Source organism: Nesterenkonia aurantiaca (assembly GCF_004364585.1).
In the GTDB taxonomy this organism is placed as follows: domain Bacteria; phylum Actinomycetota; class Actinomycetes; order Actinomycetales; family Micrococcaceae; genus Nesterenkonia; species Nesterenkonia aurantiaca.
The window spans coordinates 113,552-131,699 of record NZ_SOAN01000008.1 but is presented as its reverse complement, the minus strand read 5'-3'; the positions used below and the strand labels follow the sequence as shown (position 1 = coordinate 131,699).

The window sequence follows — 18,148 nt, the reverse complement described above, 5'->3', positions numbered from 1 at the left end:
ACCTCAGCCTCTCATCGCGACGGTCAGGCCGCCGTCGACCGTGAGTTCTTGTCCGGTCAGGTAGTTCGCATCGGCCGAAAGCAGGAAACCGATCACGCTGGCCACCTCCTCAGGTCTGCCCACCCGACCCCAGGGGATATAGTCCCCTGCGGCCTTCAGCCCCTCGGGGCCCAGTGAGTTCACCGAGTCCAGCGACTGCGGAGTTTCGATCAGCCCGGGGATGACCGCATTCGCGCGGATCCCGCGCGGTCCGAACTCCACCGCCAGGCTGCGGGTGAGCCCGATGACCCCGGCCTTCGCGGCGGCGTAGTGGGCATGTTCGGCCCAGCCGTAGTAGCTGCCCACGATCGAGGAGGTCGCCACGATCGAGCTCCCCTGCCCCAGGTGCGGCAGGGAGGCCCGGACCAGTCGCATCACGCCATGCAGGTCCACCTGCAGCAGCTCGTCCCAGCTGGCGTCGTCCATCTGAGCGAACGGCGCCTGGCGCAGGATCCCGGCGTTGGCCACCACATGATCCACGGTCCCGTAATGGCCCACCGCCGCGGCGATGAACGCGTCGGTGGACGCGGTGGAGCTGACATCGAGGTCCAGGATCACGCCCTCTCCCCCGGCCGCGGTCACCAGGTCGAGGGTCTCCTGCGGGTCATGCGGGTCCTTGCCGAAGTGACCGATCACCACCCGGTGACCCTTGCCGGCCAGGTACTCCGCGGTGGAGCGCCCGATCCCGGAGGCGGCCCCGCTGATCACGGTGACCGGCGCCGCGGTGGCTGTGTTCTCTGCGGTCATCGGTTGCTCCTCGCGGCCTGAACGACCTCGTCGGTGGGGCGCAGCGCCGGGATCGGCACCTCCTCGCGCGGGACATCGGTCTCGACCTTCTTGGCGAAGAGCATCACCAGTCCTGAGACGAAGGTGCCGATCGCGCCCACCACCAGCGCTGCGGTGGCGAACTCGAAGGCGGCGGCCACCAGTGCGGTGAGGATGAACCCGCCGATCACGGCCCCGGGCTGGCTGAAGGCGCTGATGAACGCGGAGCCGGTGGCCCGGCAGTCGGCGTCGTAGCATTCGGCCTGGAAGTACATGATCGCGGCGTAGGGGCCCAGCAGGAAGAACAGCCCGACCATGTAGAGCGGGAGCACGAATTCAGGGTTGTTCGGGCCCAGCATCATCACCGCGAAGGCCACGCCGGCGATCAGCCAGCCGACGACGACGACGTTCTTGCGTCCGAACTTATCGCCCAGGAACCCGTGGGTGAGGTAGCCCAGGGCGCCGACCAGGTTGGCGCCGACGATCATCAGCAGTGCGCTGTCGGCGTCCACGCCCTTGCCTGACTCCAGCACCGAGGTGCCCAGCACCGAGAAGGTCGCGATGCCGAACCAGTTCAGCGTCCAGGCCAGCGAGAGCACGATGGTGTTGCGGCGGTGCTTGCCGTTGAAGATCCGCTTCAGCGGAACCTCTTTCTCCACCCGGAGACCGGTGGCGGCCGAGAGCGCCTCGGCCTCCTCCGGCTTGCCTGCCTTGCGCAGGTCCCGGATCTTCTTCATCGTCGTGAACTGAGGGGTCTCCTTGAGCAGGAAGTAGATCAGGGCGAAGACGACGATCGAGGGGATGATCGAGAGCAGGAACGCGACCCGCCAGTTCTCCGCGCCGAAGAAGTGCGCGGTCAGCGCGACGAAGCCTGCGGCCAACAGGGCGCCCACCGGCCACCCGGACTGCACCAGGGAGTAGAAGAAGCCCTGGTTGCGCTTGATCCGCTTGGACTCGGTCTGCGCGAAGATCTCATTGAGGTAGGTGCCGTTGACGTTCTGCTCGGCCAGGCCGAGCCCGGTGAAGCCGCGCACGGCCACCACGGAGGTCGCCCCCTGGACGGCCGCGGTGGCGACACCGGCGACAGCGGTACCGCCCACCGAGGCCATCATGCCTTTGCGCCGGCCCATCCGGTCCACCAGCGGACCGAAGATGATGATCACGATGAAGATCGCCGCGCTGGCCAGGGTGGAGACCAGCAGCGCGAAGCTCTGGGTCCAGCCGAAGGATTCCTCGATGCGCGGCAGCAAGGTGCCGAAGAGGATGTAGTCGTAGACGGCGATGCTCCAGGCCACGAAGCAGATGACCGTGACCAGCACGGTCTGCTTCGCGGGGATCTTCGCCATGGGCTTGGGCTGCTCAACTGCTGGGGTCGACATCAGTTGTCCTCATTCCGGTGCAAGTGGAGGGTCTTGTGGGGGGGTGCTCAGCCCTGGCGGGGTGAGCGCTTGATGAAGTCATCGGCGATGGTGTCGAACTGGGCCCACTTCACGCCGTCGTGGGAGTTGATGTGCTCGATCAGGCGCTCCAGCATCAGCAGCACCTGCGGGCGGCCGGAGACGTCGGGGTGCACGGTCATGGTGAAGACCGCGTAGTCGTTCTCCCGGTAGATGTAGTCGAACTGGTCACGCCAGATCTCCTCGAGGTGGCGCGGGTTCACGAAGCCGTGGCTGTTCGGGCTGCCCTTGATGAACATCATCGGAGGCAGGTCATCGAGGTACCAGGAGGCCGGGATCTCCACCAGGTCGGTCTCCTCGCCACGGACCAGCGGCTTCATCCAGGTACTGGCCGGCTTGTCGTAGTTGATCTTGGAGGCTTCCCAGTTGTCCCCGACGCGCACGTAGTAGGGCTCGAAGTCCCGGTGCATCAGCGAGTGGTCGTATTTGATGCCCTGTTCCAGCAGCAGCTCGTTGGTGACGGTGGAGAATTCCCACCAGGGGGCCACGTAGCCGGTGGGCCGGCGGTCGCTGCGCTTCTCGATCAGGTCGATGCAGTAGGTCAGGATGTCGGTCTCCTGCTCGCGGGTCATCGCGATCGGGTTCTCGTGGCTGTAGCCGTGGACCCCGATCTCATGCCCGGCGGCGACGACCTGGTCGAACTGCTCGGGGAAGGTCTCGATGGAGTGACCGGGCCAGAACCAGGTGGCGGGCAGGTCGTACTTGGCCAGCAGCTTGTTCAGCCGTGGCACCCCGACCTCACCGGCGAACATGCCGCGGGAGATGTCTCCCGGGGAGTCCTCACCGCCGTAGGAGCCCAGCCAGCCGCCGACCGCGTCGACGTCGATGCCCAGTGCTACGTAGATCTCTTTAGCCATGATGTAAGTCCTCTTTCTCTACTTGTTTTCCGTTGCGTGTACTTCTCTGCCAGTTCCTGCTGTTCTGACTCAGCGCGCGGTCTGCACCCAGCGCTCGAGCCGGTCTTTGGTCTCTTCTCGGGCCCCGGTGCTCAGCAGCAGTGCGAGCAGCACCCGTGCCTGGGTCCCGGGCAGATCTCCCAGGGCCACCGCCCCGGCGGCAAGCGCGTCCACCGCTCCCCCGCCGCTGTAGATCGCGGCCACCGAGCCGCCGAAGGTCCGGCTGGCGAGCCCGACGACGACGCCGGCCTGCGTGGCCTCGGCGATCGCCTCCACCAGGGCGCTGCCTGGATTCCCCGCACCTCCGCCGAGGACGATCAGCCCTGCGGCGCCGGATGCGATCGCGCTGCGGATCAGCGCGCCGTCGGCCCCGGGGTAGGACAGGACCATGTCCACCCGTTGGTCACCGAAGTTCTGGGTGGGGTGGGGCAGCCGGGGAAGGCTGCGCGGTCCGAAGTAGTACTGCGGCTGGGCCTCGGTGAGCCGGCCCAGCATGCCGCCGCTGGGATGGGAGAACGGCTGGAGCGCAGAGGCGTGAGCCTTGCGCAGCGGCAGCGCGGTGTGGATCTCTCCCCCGAAGCACAGCAGCGCCCCGTGGAAGCGGGAGGCGGGATCGGCGGCGACCAGAATCGCGTCGCGCAGGTTCCGCGGGCCGTCGCTGTCGGGGTGATCGGGGCTGCGCTGAGCGCCGGTGAAGACCACCGGGCGGTCGTCGTCATGGGTCAGCGCCAGCAGTGCGAGGGTCTCTTCGATGGTGTCGGTGCCGTGGGTGACCACGACGCCGTCGACCTCGGGACGTTGCAGGATCTCACGCACCGCGGAGTCGATGCGGGCCAGGTCGGAGAAGCTGAAGTTGAAGGAGTTCTCCACGGAGATGTCCTGCGTCTCGACCTGGATCTCGCTGATCAGATCCGCCAGGGCATGGTGCTTCAGCGCCGCGAGCAGCTGCGCGGCGGAGTCGCTGGCACGGGATCCCCCGGCGGCGTTCTCCCGAGAGGAGATGGTGCCGCCGGTGGCGAGAAGGACGATGCGGGACAAGAGGGCCTCAATTCGATCGGTGCGTCGTATGAGGTAGATCTCACCACACACAATCGTTTACGGCAATCGATTTCGTAGACTTCTGTGTTAATTGCTTGTAAAGCCTCTCCGGCGGCTTCAGGGGTGCGAGAGGGCGATAGGCTGACACAGCAGGAGGTGCAGATGGCACAGCAGAGGGCACGAGCGGTCACCCAGCGCGGGCTGGCCGAGCTCGCCGGAGTCAGCGTGGCCACGGTCTCGCGCGTCCTGGGCTCTCCCCCGGATCAGCGGCATCGCTGGGCGGCGCCCGAGACGGTGCGCACCATCCTTGCGCTCGCGGAGGACCATGGCTACACGCGGAACCCCCACGCCGCGAGCCTGCGCACCGCCCGCTCCAACCTGGTCGGGGTGATGGTGCCCCGACTGCAGGACTTCGTGCTCGCGACGATCTATGAGGGCATCGAAGAGGCCGCGATGGAGAACGGGATCAACACCTATGTGATGAACTCCCTGGATGACACGGCCCTGCAGCGCACCCGCACCCGGGCGATGATCGACCGCCGAGTGGATGGACTGATCTTCGGCGACGCCCACCTCGATGACACCTTCCTCGATGAGCTGCGCGAGCAGGGGGTGCCGCTGGTGCTGACCTCCCGACGCCGCGAGGGCCATGTCTCGGTGACCTGCGACGACTACCTCGGCGGCCGCCTGGTGGCCGAGCACCTGCTCGAGCTGGGACGCACCGACGTCGTCGTCCTCGCCGGACTGGAGTTCGCCTCCACCGCCTATGACCGCACCCGTGGGCTCATCGACCGCCTGGCCGAAGCCGGGGTGGAGGTGCCGGAGAACCATCTGATCTACCGCGGCTTCGACACCGCCGCCGGTCGCCAGGCGATGGGCGAGATCCTCGAGGCGGGGATCCGACCGAACGCCGTGTTCGCCACCAACGATTTCGCTGCCATCGGCGCGCTGGGGGTGTTGCAGGACCACGGGTTCTCGGTGCCCAACGATGTGGCGCTGATCGGCTACAACGACACTCCACTGGCCGAATCGGTGGGGATCCCGATGACCACGATCCGGTCCAAGATGCACCTGATGGGCCGCGAGGCACTGCTGACCCTGCTGGCGCTCATCGCCGGCAAAGAGGTCTCGTCCCAGAAGCTGGAGCCCGAACTCATCGTCCGGGCCTCCTCCGCAGTGAGCGTCCGCGGAACCAGATAGACCGATCGCCTACCCACCAGAATCCCCTGGTGTCCAGGCCGGGACATGAAGGGAATACACACATGTCATCCTCCGACACCCCCATCAGGGTGATGCTGGTCGCAGACCCCGGCGTGGCCGCGCGCCGCATCGAGAAGATCAAGGAAGCGTTCCTGGCCGAGGCGCGCGACATCTTCGTCGACGATGTCACGGTGGAGATGGAGATCCGAAGTCCGCGGATCACCCCGGAGGGGAGCCTCGACATCGAGGCTCTGAGAGAACTCGACGCAGATCACCTCGACGCCGATGCCGTGCTGATGCTCACCGAAGTCCCGCGACACGTCGAAGGACGACCTCTGGTGGCGGAGATACTCGCCAAGAATCGGACCGCAGTCGTCTCCTACCCGACGCTGGGAGTGCGCTCGACCAAGCGAAGGATCCGTGAGATCTTCATGGACTGCCTCCTCCGGTTGCTGCCGGATTGTCACGGGCCGCTGCAGAAGGAATACCGACAGCGATGGACCCGTTGGCAGCCGGTCGAGCCCAGCGGTCGGCACCGCCTGTTCGCCCACCCGGGCACCGGCGAAGTGCGCACGCTCTTGGGCATGACGGTCGCCAACGACCCCTTCCGGACCGCCCCGAAGCTCTCCGGCGCTCTCGCCGGCGCAGCTGCGGTAGGCGCCTTCGGCATCTTCTACTACTCGATCTGGGAGATGGCTGACGCCCTGAGCACGGCGCGGCTGCTCTCCATCGGGGGTGCGGTGATTCTGAGCATGGTGGCCTGGCTGATCTTCACCAACCGACTCTGGGACAAACCCACGAACAAGGATCTGGCACGGGTCTTCTGGCTCTACAACGGGTCCACTGTGCTGACTCTGCTGATCGCGGTGTCGATGCTCTACGTGGCGTTGGTGGTGACCATTCTCATCGGCGCACTCGTGGTCATCGATCCAGACTTCCTGGCAGATCTCATCGGCAGCGAGATCAGCTTCTTCAACTACCTCGACATCGCCTGGCTCAGTGCCGCGATGGGGGTCGTGGCCGGAGCCGTGGGCTCCACCTTCGACTCCAGCATGGATATCCGCCGCATCACCCACGGCCAGCGTGAGTCCCAGCGGCGGTATTCGGAGGACGAGCTGGAGTAGAGGGTTTTCTTGGCGGGTTGCGATTCATGTCCGTGGTCACATCTAGGGTGATTTTCACTGATGCAGAACACGCATTGTTCTCTGCGTCAGCCCACTGGATCTCCAGTGGATCGCCCGAGGGAAAGGGACACCATGAATCACTCACACCATGATCAGCACCCGACAGACCAGTATCCGAGTACGCAGTATTCCAACGATCAGTATCAGCCTTACCCGCCCGCTGCGGGCGGGGCGGAAGCACCAGCCAAGAAGCGGCGGCGCTGGCCGTGGATCGCTGGGATCATCGTCGCGCTGCTTGCTGGGGTTGGGATCGGCAACAGCGGAGAGGCCGAACCGGAGATCGTCACGGAAACTGAGACGGAGACCATCACCGAAGAGGTGGAGGTAGAAGTCGAAGTCGAACCGGCGGATCTTGAGGAGCGCCGCGAGGTGATCGCGGAGGACGAAGAATCCCTTGAAGCCAGAACCGCTGAGCTAGATGATCGGGAAAGCGCGCTCGACTCCCGTGAGCAAGAACTGGCATCCCAGGCGGAGGAAGAGGTCGAGACCGAGGAAGCTGATCAGGAAGAGACGTCGGTCTCGGATTCCGGCTCCATCCCGGGCTCAGGAACCTTCCTCATCGGCGAGGAGATCCAGCCAGGCACCTACCGCACCGAGGACACCTCAGGGTTCTGCTACTGGGCTCGACTCTCCGGCCTCAGCGGCGAGTTCGACGACATCATCACCAACGGCCTGCCTGAGGGACAAGGATTCGTCACCATCGCCGAAACCGATGTCGCCTTCGAGACCAGCGACTGCGGCGAGTGGGTCGCGCAGTAAGCGTTCCCCCGATAACGCCGGGTGAGTCCGGGGTCCCCCGGACTCACCCGGTTCCACACTTTGAGAGTGAAGACTCGGCGACTAACCATCACCATCGTGGCAATCCCACTATGTGATGCCGACTCAACCCCCGGCCTCACAGGCTAGCCTGGACCTAACGGCACGCTGATGAGGGGATTTCTCAATGGATACAGATGCGCAGCGCGCGGCGCGAAGTACGTCGGCGACTCATTTGCCCTCCCGACGATTCGCTGGACGCAGGTTCGACCTGGTCTGGTCTCAGGAGGGCTACCTATGGGACACCCCGTCTGGCACGTACCATGTTCGCGATTGCTCCGCAGCTCCTGACTCGGCCGTCATGGTGGCGCTCGATGAAGTTCAGCAAGCCTGGCGAGAGCAATCCGCTGAGGCGGTCACCGTCGGTGTCGACTCCCGCTTCTGTCTCAGTTGTCTGATCGGACCTGAGGACGCGACCGTCTACGTTGGACCAGGCGAAAGTTATCCCGCCCACGTATCGGCGATGGGCGACGCTGCACGGTTCGTACTGGGGCATCTCTTCGGCGACGGGCTCTCCGTCATCGACCCCAGCCGCAAGATCTGGACGCCCGAGAATGCTGAGTATCTTCGAAGTGCCATCCAGGATGATCCAAATGAGGGTCCCGGAAGTTTCATGGAGAAACTCGAACTCCAACTGAAGAATGCTCCCCGAGATGTGGTGCTGCTAGCAGCTGAGTCCATCTACCTCCGCAGCCTCCCGTTGATGAACCTTCGACCGGACACGAAATTGGGGTACATCGAGACCCTGTTGGCCTGGCTTCCAGACAAGCCCGCTGTCCCCGAGCTGATGAGACTCTGCCTGAATTTGCCCGGCATCTTCCATGGAGGGCAGGGGTACAACCAGCAGTTCTGGAAGCAGATGATCTGGATGGCTCTGTTTGCCAAGTCCTGGACAACACTCTCAAGGCCAGCCCAACATGAAGCGCGAGAGGACCCCTGGCGATTTAGGGACATCACAGACGCTGTCCCATACGAGCAGCCTTCCATGAGGAACACACTCAGATTCCTGGCGTTCCCTTTCGTCTTCGAGCACCTGATCAGCGAGAAACACAAACGCGCGTTGTTCGACGGACTTAGTGGTCTCGCCCCGGATCTTCAGCTCTCCTCTGACCTCGACCACGACCTGTACCTCTTGCGAAAGCATCTCGAGGAAGACGCAGAGACCAGAATCGATTGGTTTGCCGAGCCCTGGTACTCAACATGGCAAAAACGGACCTGGGAAGGCACCCACGCCTGGGCGGTGCAACCACGGACCGAAGACGCCGGTGCCACGTCCAAGTGGCTCAAGGAAGCAGCCATGAGTTACAACGCCTCTTACCTGAGATCGCTTGAGCCCGGATCAGACTTCGTGACGGTCAGAAATCGAGTCTTCGACGCATACCGGCACCTCGACTCGGCCCGCCGCCTGATCCTCGCCGAAGAAATCCACACCTTCATTTCCCGAATGGAGGAAGGCGACGCCGTAGCGGTGCGAGACGGATCAGCCATATGGGTGGGTCGAATCTCAGGAGAAGGCAACTTCGACCCTGACCTCCACGAAATCCGTCGAGAAGTGACATGGAACGAAGAGCCTGTGTCAATTGACGCGCTCCCCGAACATGTGTCCTCAGAGATTGATGAGTCTCCCGGCGTCGTCGAACTTCCCGGGTCGCTGCCTTACCTGCAAGACATGCTCGAAGATGACTCAACCTTCCGTGAAGATGTCCAGACCTCTGACTCAACACCCAATCTCAATGACATCGCCCACAGCGGTGAATTTCGACCAGCTGGCCCCGCTCTGGCCGATCAGCTCCACATGGACCAGATCTGGCTCGATGAGATGATCTCCGTGCTCGAGGAACGCCGCCAGATCATCCTGTACGGACCTCCTGGCACCGGCAAGACCTTCCTGGCGCGCGCCATCGCCCGGCACGTGACCAACCAAGAACCTGAGATCGTGCAGTTCCACCCCTCCTATGCATACGAGGATTTCTTCGAGGGGTACCGCCCGAGCCCGACGGATTCCGGTGGACTCGGCTTTGACCTCAAGCCTGGACCCCTGCGACGCCTCGCTGCCAAAGCGACCAACGATCCACAGCGGCCATACGTCCTCCTCATCGACGAGATCAACCGAGGGAACCTCGCCAAGATTTTCGGCGAGATGTACTTCCTACTTGAGTATCGGGACGAGCACATCCGACTGCAGTACTCCTCGGGAGAGAAGTTCCGGCTCCCTCCGAACCTCTACATCATCGGCACGATGAACACGGCGGACCGCTCCATCGCAATGGTTGACACCGCAATCCGTCGCCGGTTCGCGTTTCTAGAGATGCACCCAGACAGCACCCCCGTCGCTGGGCTGCTCGACCGTTGGCTTCGTGCTCGAGGATTCTCCGCGACGCGCGCACGTCTCCTTGAGGCGCTCAACGACGAGCTTGGAGAGGAGAGCCGAGACCAGCACATCGGGCCTTCTTATTTCATGCGCACCCAGGCCGCGACCGAAGTCGGTCTCGAACGGATCTGGAAGTACGATCTTCTGCCGCTCTTGGAAGAACACTTCTACGGTATTCATTCTCCAGCCGAGGTGGCTGAGCGCTTCAGCTACCGACAGATCAGAAGGCAGCTTCTCCGTGGAGAAGGAGCCTCCGAAGCCACGGACTCCGTATTGTGAACCGGCTCGACCTCACGGAGAACGGGAAGGGTGTGGTCCTCGCCCTGTCTGAGGACCTCGTCGAGGCGCTTACGGTTTCAGACCTCATCGATGTTTGGCCGGAACGTCATGGGCAATGGCTGCTGAAGCCAAAACTCAATCGAGTGGGCGCACTGCGGGCCGGTCAGATGGACGTCGTCGTCCACCCCAAGGCGCCGTTCCATTCACTTTTCTTCATGATCAGCTACGCCCGGCACCCGAGCGAGCCCGCCGACGTCGTCTCTGGGTCCGCTGATGATGATCTCTGGTCCTCGGTGGCCAAAACACTGGTACTGCTGAGCCGACGCGCGTTGGACCGTGGCCTGCTACACGGATATGTATCTCGCGACGATTCACTGATGACCGTCAAGGGGCGTCTGCGCCTGTCCGATCAGCTTGCTCGGCACGGCGGCATGCCAGTGCCTTTGGAAGTTAGCTACGACGAGTTCACGACAGACATCGCTGAGAACCAGATTCTGCTTGCGGCACTTCAGCGCATGGTGCGTGTCCCAAGACTCTCTCCCAGCGTTCGGGCAGAGCTCAGCCAGCTGATTCGACGCTTGCATGGAATCGAAATGATTCACCCGGCGGCCCCGCTGCCGCCGTGGACGGCCTCACGAAAAAACCGTAGGTACCTTCCCGCGCTGGACCTGGCGGAAACCATCCTTCAGTCCACCGGACTGAGCCTGAACGGGGGACACCAGAACGTCGCATCGATGACCTACAACATGGCTGACGTGTTTGAGAACTTCCTCTTCGTCGCCATAAGAGAGTCGCTGCGGGGACTCGGCCCGGGAAGCACCAGGGACCAGTACCGGACCGTTCTAGACACTGACCGAACAGTCCCGATCCGACCTGACATCGTACACACGCTGGATGGCCGACCAGTCGCCGTGGCGGATGTGAAGTACAAGGTACTCGGAGAAAGCTCGGGCGTACCTGCCGAGGATGTCTACCAGGTGCTGGCCTATTGCACCGCGCTGGGTCTGCACACGGGGCACCTGATCCATGTCGCGAAGTCCAACGAAGTTGAAGGGCCACGGCGCATCCACATCACCGGCTCGAGCATCACGATCCAACTCTCAGGTCTCAATGTCACTGTCGAGCCTGCGGGCCTGCTTGATCAGATACGACTGATTGCGGAACGGGTGCACGTCAAACAACGGACCACAGCAACGGTCGAACCGGTCGCCTTCGTCCAATAGCACCCGAGAAGGCGCGTCGCAGGATCCCAAGCCCATGCCAAACGACCTTCCGTGGAAGTCGACATATACACACCTGGCACTTGAATAGATCTGTGTCACGGATCACTATGGAGATAGTCAACACTGACATGCAGTCTTCCCCTCCCGAGAGGTCACCCCACCATGTCCACCACCTCCACCCTGAACAAGACCGGTCTCCTCGATGACGCCCGCTGGGAAAGCAACATCTTCACCGGGCAGTGGCAGACCGGCGGCGGTGAGCTGATCCCGATCACCGAGCCCGCCACCGGTGAGAGCCTCGGCACCGCCGGCGGCGCCTCGGTCGAGGACGTCGACCGCTCGGCCACCGCCGCAGCCGCCGCGCAGAAGCAGTGGGCTGCCATGAAGCCCTCCGAGCGCGCCGCCGTGCTGCGCCGCGCAGGGGATCTCTTCGAGGCCCACGCCCAGGAGATCGAGACCTGGATCGTGCGTGAGACCGGTGGCGTGCCCACCAAGGCCGCGCTGGAGACGCACGTCGCCGCGGCCGAGTGCTTCGAGGCGGCGGCGCTGCCCTCTGCCCCGGCCGGCGAGGTGCTCAGCACCGAACAGCCGCGCTGGTCCTTCGCGCGGCGCCGCCCGGCCGGCGTCGTCTCGGTGATCTCTCCGTTCAACTTCCCGCTGATCCTCTCCATCCGCTCCGTGGCCCCGGCTCTCGCGCTGGGCAACGCGGTGCTGCTGAAGCCGGATCCACGCACCAGCGTCTCCGGCGGCGTGGTCATCACACGGATCTTCGAAGAAGCCGGGCTCCCCGCCGGCGTGCTGCACCTGCTGCCGGGCGGCGGCGAGGTCGGCAAGGCACTCACCGAGGCCCCTGAGGTGCGCATCATCTCCTTCACCGGCTCCACCGCGGCAGGCCGCCTGGTCGGTGAGACCGCTGGCAGGCTGCTCAAGCGCGCCCACCTGGAACTTGGCGGCAACAACGCCCTGGTCATCCTCCCCGGCGCCGACCTGGACAAGGCCGCCTCCGCCGGGGCCTTCGGCTCCTTCCTGCACCAGGGGCAGGTCTGCATGACCACCGGACGGCACCTGGTGCATGAGTCCCTGAAGGAGGAGTACATCGCGAAGCTGAGTCAGAAGGCGAAGCACCTGCCCGTGGGCAACCCCGCCGAGGACGGCATCGCGATCGGCCCGATCATCGACGCCAAGCAGCGCGACCGGATCCACTCGATCGTCCAAGATTCCACCGCGCAGGGTGGCACCGTGGAGGCCGGCGGCGAGTTCACCGACCTGTTCTACTCCCCCACCGTGATCTCCGGGATCAGCATCGACAACCCGGCCTGGGCCGAGGAGATCTTCGGCCCGGTGGCCCCGGTGATCTCCTTCTCCACCATCGAAGAAGCCGTGGAGATCATCAACGGCAGCGAATACGGACTCTCGGTCGGTGTGCTCGGTGATGTGGGTCTGGCGATGAAGATCGCCGACCAGGTCGACTCCGGCAAGGTCCACATCAACGAACAGACCGTAGGCGATGAGGCCAATGCGCCCTTCGGCGGGGTCGGCGATTCCGGCACCGGCTCCCGGGTCGGTGGGGCCAGCGCGAACATCGAGTCCTTCACCGAGACCCAGTGGCTGACCGTGCGCTCGGAGATCGCGCCCTACCCGTTCTAAGCCTCAGGCCTCGCCGATGCTGACCTGGGCCTTCTCCTTGCGGCCGAAGGCCCAGAGCAGCAGCTCCTCGGGTGCCCCGGTGATCTTGCGCATCGGGGCAGAGGCCGGGCCGGACGTCGTCGAACCGTAGCCGGGGCTGACGAAGGTGATGCGCTGCTTCGCGGAGCGGGCGGCCATGGGGAACATCATCGACCCCTGCTTCCACAGTCGTCGGCGCAGCTTCTCGGAGATGCTGCGCGGATGCTTCGGGTCGAAGTCAGGCTGTGCGCGCAGCACGTCTTCGGTGTGGATGTAGAACTCTGCGGTGTTCATCAGGTCATTCAGCGGCGGGAAGCTCTGCGGGAAGTACGACGGCGGCCCGGCCTGCACCCGCTCCACCAACGACTCGTACCCGGTGCTGCGCAGGTTCTTCAGGGCCTTGCTCGCCCGGTCTCCGACCAGGGGGAGGCTCGGTCCGATGAGCAGGTGCGGGTGGGAGTCCCGGATCACGATGTGCAGCGCGAGATCCTCCGCGGCCCATCCTTCACACAGCGTGGGGGCATCGGCGGAGACGCTGCGCAGGGCAGTGACCAGGGCTTGGCGTTGCTCGGAAGCTGTGGAAGTCATAGGCCCAAGTGTATGGTCGGGTGCATCGATTGGGTACGGGAAGGACCATGACATGACACCGCAGGCACGCACCGAAACTTGGCTCGAACCACATGGCTCCCCGGACTCTACGGTGAAGCAGCTCATCGTGCTGATCCTCTTCGTCGGGATCCCCCAGGCCGTGGGATTCCTGGGAAGCATGCTCACCGCTGAGGAGACCGACGGCTGGTACGCCGCGGCGGACAAGGCGGCCTGGACTCCGCCGGATGCGGTCTTCGGCCCGGTCTGGACCGTGCTGTATCTGCTGATGGGCGTCGGCGCCTGGTTGGTCTGGCGACGTCGGCACAGCGTCAACGCCACCCCGGCCCTGGCGCTCTTCGTGGGACAACTCGTGCTCAACAGCATCTGGTCCCCGCTGTTCTTCGGCGGCTACCCGGTCTTCGGGACCGCGGCGCTCTGGGCGGCGATGGTGCTCATCGTGGTGCTGATCGCCGCGATCGCGCTGACCATCTGGCGGTTCTGGCCGATCTCCCGAATCGGGGCCTACCTGCTGCTGCCCTACCTCGCCTGGACGCTGTACGCCTCCACGCTGAACTTCTACATCGCCCTGATGAACTAGGGCTGGAGCTCCAGCTCCTGCAGCTTGGCCTCGACGTCCGCGTTGGAGGGCTCCACCTGGTGGGAGCCGTCCGGGTAGACGACCACCGGGATCCGTTTGCGCCCGGAGATCTCCTCGGCCACCTTCGCGGCGGCCACGTCCTGCTCCAGGTCGATGTAGTCGTAGTCCAGCTCCAGCGCGTCGAGCTGGGCCTTGGTCCGCCGGCAGTCCCCGCACCACTGCGCGCCGAACATCCGGATCTTGGTCTCTGCTGCCATCGGTGCTGTCTCCTTCAGCTGCCCAGGACGTGTTCGAGGGCTTCCTGCAATGTGTGGTGCCGGAACGCGTAGCCCAGGGCTTGAGCCTTCACCGAGGTCACCTGCTGATCCGCGCCGACGATCTCCTTGGCGCCCTGCTCACCGAGGACCAGCTTCGGACCGAAGGCAGGCACCGGGATCGCCGAGGGGCGACGCATGACCGCGGCCAGCGTCTTGGAGTACTGCTTGGCGGTGACGGGCTCGGGGCCGACTCCGTTGACCGGGCCTTCGGCGTGCGGGTTCAGCGCCAGGTGCACGAAGAGCGAGGCGATGTCATCGATGCTGATCCAGCTCTGCCATTCCTTGTCTCCCAGCGGTCCGCCGGCGCCGACGGTGTAAAGCGGGAGCAGCTGGGACAGGGCGCCGCCGGCGGGCGTCTGCACGATCCCGGTGCGGACCATCCCGACCCGGACGCCCGCCTTCTTCGCGGGTGCGGTGCTCTCCTCCCACTTCTTGCAGACCTCGGCGAGGTAGTCCGTGCCGGCCGGTGAGTCCTCGGTCAGGATGGCGCTGCGCAGGGACCGATCCTCCGGCGTCGCACCGTAGTAGCCGATGGCGGAGCTGCTGATCAGCACCCGGCCACGCTGATCAGCTTCCTCCAGGTGCGCGAGCGTGGTGGCGATCAGTGAGGTGCCCTCCACGCGGGAGTCCAGGACCTTTTTCTTGTGCTCCTCGGTGAAGCGGGCGGCCAGCGGGTGCCCGGCGAGGTGGATCACGGCGTCCACATCACGCAGCGACTCGGGGTCCAGGGTGCCGGCCTCGGGATCCCAGAGGATCTCCCCGTCGCTGCCGCTCGAGGAGCTCCCGCTGCCGCGGACCATCCGGCGGACCTCGATGCCGGCACCGCCGAGCAGCGCGCAGACCTGACGTCCGATCAACCCGGAGGCGCCGCTCACGGCCACGACCTTGATCGGGGCGGCCTCGGGCCGGTGGTGCGAATCCTGGTTCAGCTGTGAGGCCAGACGGCCATGGGACTGGTGGAAGGCGAGGTCATCGCTGCTCTGCCGGCCGCGGTAGGCGAAGATCCGGTTGAGCTCGGTCTCGAACTGGCGGGCGACCACCTTCTGGACCGCGGCGGGGAGCCTGTCCACCACGGGCAGCTCATAGGTGACCTTCTCGCGCAGCACCATCCCGGCGCCGTCGTCCTCGAAGCTGCGGTCATGCCGCCAGGACTTCGCGGGGCCGGAGATCATCTCATCGGAGAAGCTGTGGCCGGCCTTGAAGTTGGTGTGCCGCGAGCGCCACTTGGTGTAGCCGCGCATCGGCAGCGAGCTGGCCGAGCCGGCCATGTCCATCAGCCCGGCGAGCGTGGTGCCGAAGAGGCTGGGCATGTTGATCCCGAGCACCGACTCCGAACCGTCCTGCAGACCGTTGCTGGGCTCCTCGATCACCCGGCCGGCGAAGGGCGGATGCAGCCGGACCAGCGCGCCCGGACGGGCGTACCAGTCGAAGACGTCTTCACGGGAGAAGGGCAGGTGGGTCTCGTACTCGAAGATCGGCATAATGCCTCCTGGTAGACCTGGCGCGGCAGCTTAGCCGGAACGCTACCAGGCCTCACTGCCCCGTGGCTGGGTGTTGAGTTGCTTGGCAAGTCAACGGTGCGGACTTAGCCTCTACCTATGAGAGGTCTACCGAGTGATCCTCCGCAGAGACACGGACTGACACTGGCGCTTGGTCACCTGCAGCGTCACGTGCTGTTCGACTCCGCACTGGTGATCCATCAGCCCGCCAATGGCAGATCCCGAGTCGTCACGCGGCTCGGTTACAGCGATGGAACGGCGTGGGCCCTGCAGAATCTGTTCCCCTTGAACTACGAGATCGGTTTCACCGACCGCCTTGACCCGGTCGATCACCTACCTCCATCGATCAGTGACAGCGGGGCAGACCTGCGCGAAGAGTTCGTTCGGACAACTCTGTTCCGCCGCTACCTGAGCACTGAAGGCTATCGCGACGGAATGAGCCTGGAGCTCTTCGATGAGACCGGGTATCTGGGACTGGTCCACTTCTCCGCGCGGCAGCCCGATACGTTCCAACCCACACAGCGGGCCCTGGCACAGAGCCTGTCGGGTCTCCTCGCGCTCGGACTGCGGGCTGATGCTGCGCTTCATTCCACGACCGAAACCGTGCATCTGCGGTGGACTCCAGACGCACTTGGCGCAGCGGAGCGGGAGAGCGTCCCCCTGCTCAGGGACTCGGACTTCGTCCGGGTGGTGGCCGAGTTCATGGAGAGCTCACTGGACACCCTCCGCCATCTGTGGCGATTCGACGGCAGCTGGATTCATGTGACCTTGTCCCGGCTCGGAGCCTTCGACGACCTCGCGGTGAGCGTCCAGGAGTTGACTCGAGAGGATCTCTGGCAGCTCAGCCTGCAGGAGCTTCGCGTTCTCAGCGGCCTGGTCATCGGCCGGACCGACGCTGAGATAGCGATGGCACTCACGTTGAGTGAGCGCACCGTCAACTCTCATATGTCCAGCATCCGGCGGAAGATGGGCGTCGCGAGACGCGCGGAGGCCGCCGCGAGAGCCGCGACGGCCTCCATCTATCTTCCGGGTCCGCGCACCGCGCCGATGAAGGACCTCACCCGGATCTTCGGCGGCGCGCGCTAGTGGATGTCCGAGACCAGGACACTCGCCAGATCGATGGCCTCGCGCTCATGTTCGAGCAGCTTGTCACCGCCCATCGCGCCAAGGATCGGTGTATAGGCATCCTGGGTGCCGGTGCTCACCCCAGCCATCTCTTCAATTACCGCGAGTCCACAGAACGGGACGTAGATGGGGCTGTAGCCACCCTCCTGCAGGCAGACCAGTCTTCCTTGGGACACCTCCGCGGCGAGATCCACCAGCTTTCGCACCAGACTGCGAAATCCTTCGCTGCGCATCATCATGCGCGCCAATGGGTCCATGATGGAGGCGTCGAAACCGCTGGCGACGATGATGAGGTCCGGCTTATAGGCCCTGACGGCAGGCAGCACGACCGTGTCGAATGCGTATTCGTAGGCCCCGCTGCCTCCCCCGGGAGGCAGCGGGACATTCAGCGTGTACCCGAACCCCTCCCCGTGGCCTCGCTCCTCTCGAAAACCAGAGTCGGACGGGAAACAACGGTCCTGATGGACTGAGATGTTCAAGACTTCGGCGGTCCCACCAAAGATGTCCTGAGCTCCGTTGCCGTGGTGGACGTCCCAGTCCACGATGGCGACCCGCTTCAGCCCCAGCACATCGCGCGCGTAGGCCGCGGCGACGGCGCCGTTGTTGAAGGTGCAGAACCCCCTGCCGGTGCTGCGCTCCGCGTGATGCCCGGGGGGATTGATGAGAGCGTATGCGTTGCTGACCTGTCCCTCAACGACCGTACGGACGGCTTCGATGGCTCCACCGGCCGCCAACATGGCGATCCGATGTCCGCCATGTCCGAACGGGGACACCCCGTCTCCGGCGTCTCCGCCTTTAGGAAGAGCACTCTCTGCAAGGATTCGGTCATAGTGAGACTGGTCATGGACCCGCAGGATGTCCGCTTCTGCAGCCGGCGCAGCATCGATCTGCTTCAGGGAGTCGATGAGTCCCGACGCTGAGATCAGCTCATGCATCCGGCGTTTGGTATCTGGGTGTGCCACATGGTGCCCGATCGGCTGGGTCAGGGAGTCGGTGCTGGGCGGGAGCAGCCCTCCACTCCCGGTGTCGGTCCAGCCATAGAGCGTGTTCCATATGTACCCCATGGTTGACGTCATGAGGTCGTTCCT

General features: G+C 64.6%; 16 protein-coding genes. 8 read left to right on the top strand and 8 right to left on the bottom strand.

Annotation, left to right across the window (positions count from 1 at the left end; genetic code table 11):
• Nucleotides 1-3 precede the first annotated feature (3 nt).
• From EV640_RS11010 to EV640_RS10995, 4 genes are all read right to left on the bottom strand, one after another.
• Complete coding sequence (locus EV640_RS11010; protein WP_036473935.1) at nucleotides 4-786, bottom strand: SDR family NAD(P)-dependent oxidoreductase; 783 nt, start codon at nucleotides 784-786, stop codon at nucleotides 4-6.
• Complete coding sequence (locus EV640_RS11005) at nucleotides 783-2,183, bottom strand: MFS transporter (RefSeq protein WP_051500875.1); 1,401 nt, start codon at nucleotides 2,181-2,183, stop codon at nucleotides 783-785. The genes EV640_RS11010 and EV640_RS11005 overlap by 4 nt, the downstream gene beginning before the upstream one ends.
• A gap of 47 nt (nucleotides 2,184-2,230) precedes the next feature.
• The gene (locus EV640_RS11000; protein WP_133726430.1) at nucleotides 2,231-3,118 is read right to left on the bottom strand and encodes a polysaccharide deacetylase family protein; all 888 of its coding nucleotides are present in this window, start codon (nucleotides 3,116-3,118) and stop codon (nucleotides 2,231-2,233) included.
• A gap of 69 nt (nucleotides 3,119-3,187) precedes the next feature.
• Entirely contained in the window at nucleotides 3,188-4,195 is a 1,008-nt protein-coding gene (locus EV640_RS10995; RefSeq protein WP_036473940.1) for an asparaginase, read from the bottom strand.
• A 162-nt stretch (nucleotides 4,196-4,357) separates the two neighbouring features.
• Between EV640_RS10995 and EV640_RS10990 the strand changes: the two genes are divergently transcribed.
• The 6 genes from EV640_RS10990 to EV640_RS10965 all read left to right on the top strand — a co-directional run bounded on the left by EV640_RS10990 (nucleotide 4,358) and on the right by EV640_RS10965 (nucleotide 12,915).
• The gene (locus EV640_RS10990) at nucleotides 4,358-5,395 is read left to right on the top strand and encodes a LacI family DNA-binding transcriptional regulator (RefSeq protein WP_036473942.1); all 1,038 of its coding nucleotides are present in this window, start codon (nucleotides 4,358-4,360) and stop codon (nucleotides 5,393-5,395) included.
• A gap of 62 nt (nucleotides 5,396-5,457) precedes the next feature.
• Nucleotides 5,458-6,519 (top strand): hypothetical protein, encoded by a 1,062-nt coding sequence (locus EV640_RS10985; protein WP_133726429.1) that lies wholly within the window; start codon nucleotides 5,458-5,460, stop codon nucleotides 6,517-6,519.
• Nucleotides 6,520-6,651: 132 nt separating this feature from the next.
• On the top strand, nucleotides 6,652-7,338 hold the full coding sequence (locus tag EV640_RS10980) for an Rv1352/Rv1906c domain-containing protein (protein WP_051500876.1): 687 nt from the start codon (nucleotides 6,652-6,654) through the stop codon (nucleotides 7,336-7,338).
• Between the two features lie 358 nt (nucleotides 7,339-7,696).
• The gene (locus EV640_RS10975) at nucleotides 7,697-10,045 is read left to right on the top strand and encodes an McrB family protein (RefSeq protein WP_166645912.1); all 2,349 of its coding nucleotides are present in this window, start codon (nucleotides 7,697-7,699) and stop codon (nucleotides 10,043-10,045) included.
• Nucleotides 10,042-11,268, top strand: coding sequence for an McrC family protein (locus tag EV640_RS10970; protein ID WP_036473944.1), 1,227 nt, complete (start codon nucleotides 10,042-10,044; stop codon nucleotides 11,266-11,268). The genes EV640_RS10975 and EV640_RS10970 overlap by 4 nt, the downstream gene beginning before the upstream one ends.
• Nucleotides 11,269-11,430: 162 nt before the next feature.
• Nucleotides 11,431-12,915, top strand: a complete 1,485-nt coding sequence (locus EV640_RS10965) for a benzaldehyde dehydrogenase (protein WP_133726427.1) — start codon at nucleotides 11,431-11,433, stop codon at nucleotides 12,913-12,915.
• Between the two features lie 3 nt (nucleotides 12,916-12,918).
• Here EV640_RS10965 and EV640_RS10960 read toward each other — a convergent pair whose 3' ends face one another.
• Entirely contained in the window at nucleotides 12,919-13,521 is a 603-nt protein-coding gene (locus tag EV640_RS10960) for a TIGR03085 family metal-binding protein (RefSeq protein ID WP_036473946.1), read from the bottom strand.
• A 52-nt stretch (nucleotides 13,522-13,573) separates the two neighbouring features.
• Between EV640_RS10960 and EV640_RS10955 the strand changes: the two genes are divergently transcribed.
• Nucleotides 13,574-14,119: a TspO/MBR family protein gene (locus EV640_RS10955; RefSeq protein WP_084479360.1), complete on the top strand. Its 546-nt coding sequence runs from the start codon at nucleotides 13,574-13,576 to the stop codon at nucleotides 14,117-14,119.
• On the opposite strand, the gene EV640_RS10950 is transcribed toward EV640_RS10955, so the two are convergent.
• Together EV640_RS10950 and EV640_RS10945 are read right to left on the bottom strand one after the other, a co-directional pair.
• Complete coding sequence (locus tag EV640_RS10950) at nucleotides 14,116-14,376, bottom strand: glutaredoxin domain-containing protein (protein WP_133726426.1); 261 nt, start codon at nucleotides 14,374-14,376, stop codon at nucleotides 14,116-14,118. The genes EV640_RS10955 and EV640_RS10950 overlap by 4 nt on opposite strands.
• A gap of 14 nt (nucleotides 14,377-14,390) precedes the next feature.
• Nucleotides 14,391-15,917, bottom strand: a complete 1,527-nt coding sequence (locus EV640_RS10945) for a TIGR01777 family oxidoreductase (protein ID WP_036473949.1) — start codon at nucleotides 15,915-15,917, stop codon at nucleotides 14,391-14,393.
• Between the two features lie 117 nt (nucleotides 15,918-16,034).
• Here EV640_RS10945 and EV640_RS10940 point away from each other — a divergent pair, with 117 nt between their 5' ends.
• Nucleotides 16,035-17,021, top strand: coding sequence for a response regulator transcription factor (locus EV640_RS10940; protein ID WP_036473951.1), 987 nt, complete (start codon nucleotides 16,035-16,037; stop codon nucleotides 17,019-17,021).
• Here the strand turns inward: EV640_RS10940 and EV640_RS10935 are convergent.
• The gene (locus EV640_RS10935; protein WP_133726425.1) at nucleotides 17,018-18,136 is read right to left on the bottom strand and encodes a class II histone deacetylase; all 1,119 of its coding nucleotides are present in this window, start codon (nucleotides 18,134-18,136) and stop codon (nucleotides 17,018-17,020) included. The two genes, EV640_RS10940 and EV640_RS10935, sit on opposite strands and share 4 nt — an antisense overlap.
• Nucleotides 18,137-18,148 lie beyond the last annotated feature (12 nt).